We start from the raw sequence: 428 nt of genomic DNA, 5'->3' as shown, positions 1-428 counted from the left end.
TTTGCGCTTTTTTGTCGGAGCTTGTAATCCATAAAGTTTACAAACATCCCCCATCCAACATCAGATATTGACTTGGATAACAAACGATTCTTAACCATCCCCTTGACGTTGAGATTTTCAACGACAATGACTTGGCTTTCATCTACCAACTTTCTTGATAACTTGTGCAAGAAATCTTGGCGGGAATTAGCTATTCTCTCATAAACCTTAGCTACATTTTTCCTGAATTTCTTTCTCGATTTACTTCCTTTAGTCTTTCGAGAGAGTTTTTTCTGTTTGAGGGCTAAATTCTTTTGGTGGCGGTTTAAATGCTTGGGGTTAGCATATTTAGTTACCCGCTCTCCATCGTGAACAATTGCGAAATCTTTCAGCCCTAAATCAATACCAATAATTTGATCTCCCAACTGTTTAACGTCAGTTACTTCCAC

1 protein-coding gene is annotated in these 428 nt (G+C 38.1%); it reads right to left on the bottom strand.

Annotated features, from left to right (window positions below):
* The coding region (locus tag M595_RS28565) for an RNA-guided endonuclease InsQ/TnpB family protein (protein ID WP_040484817.1) at window positions 1-428 on the bottom strand (428 nt) is incomplete at both ends.

It is taken from the genome of Lyngbya aestuarii BL J (genome assembly GCF_000478195.2).
Lineage (GTDB): Bacteria > Cyanobacteriota > Cyanobacteriia > Cyanobacteriales > Microcoleaceae > Capilliphycus > Capilliphycus aestuarii.
The sequence above is the reverse complement of the archived record's forward strand: the minus strand, read 5'-3'. Positions and strand labels throughout refer to the sequence as shown.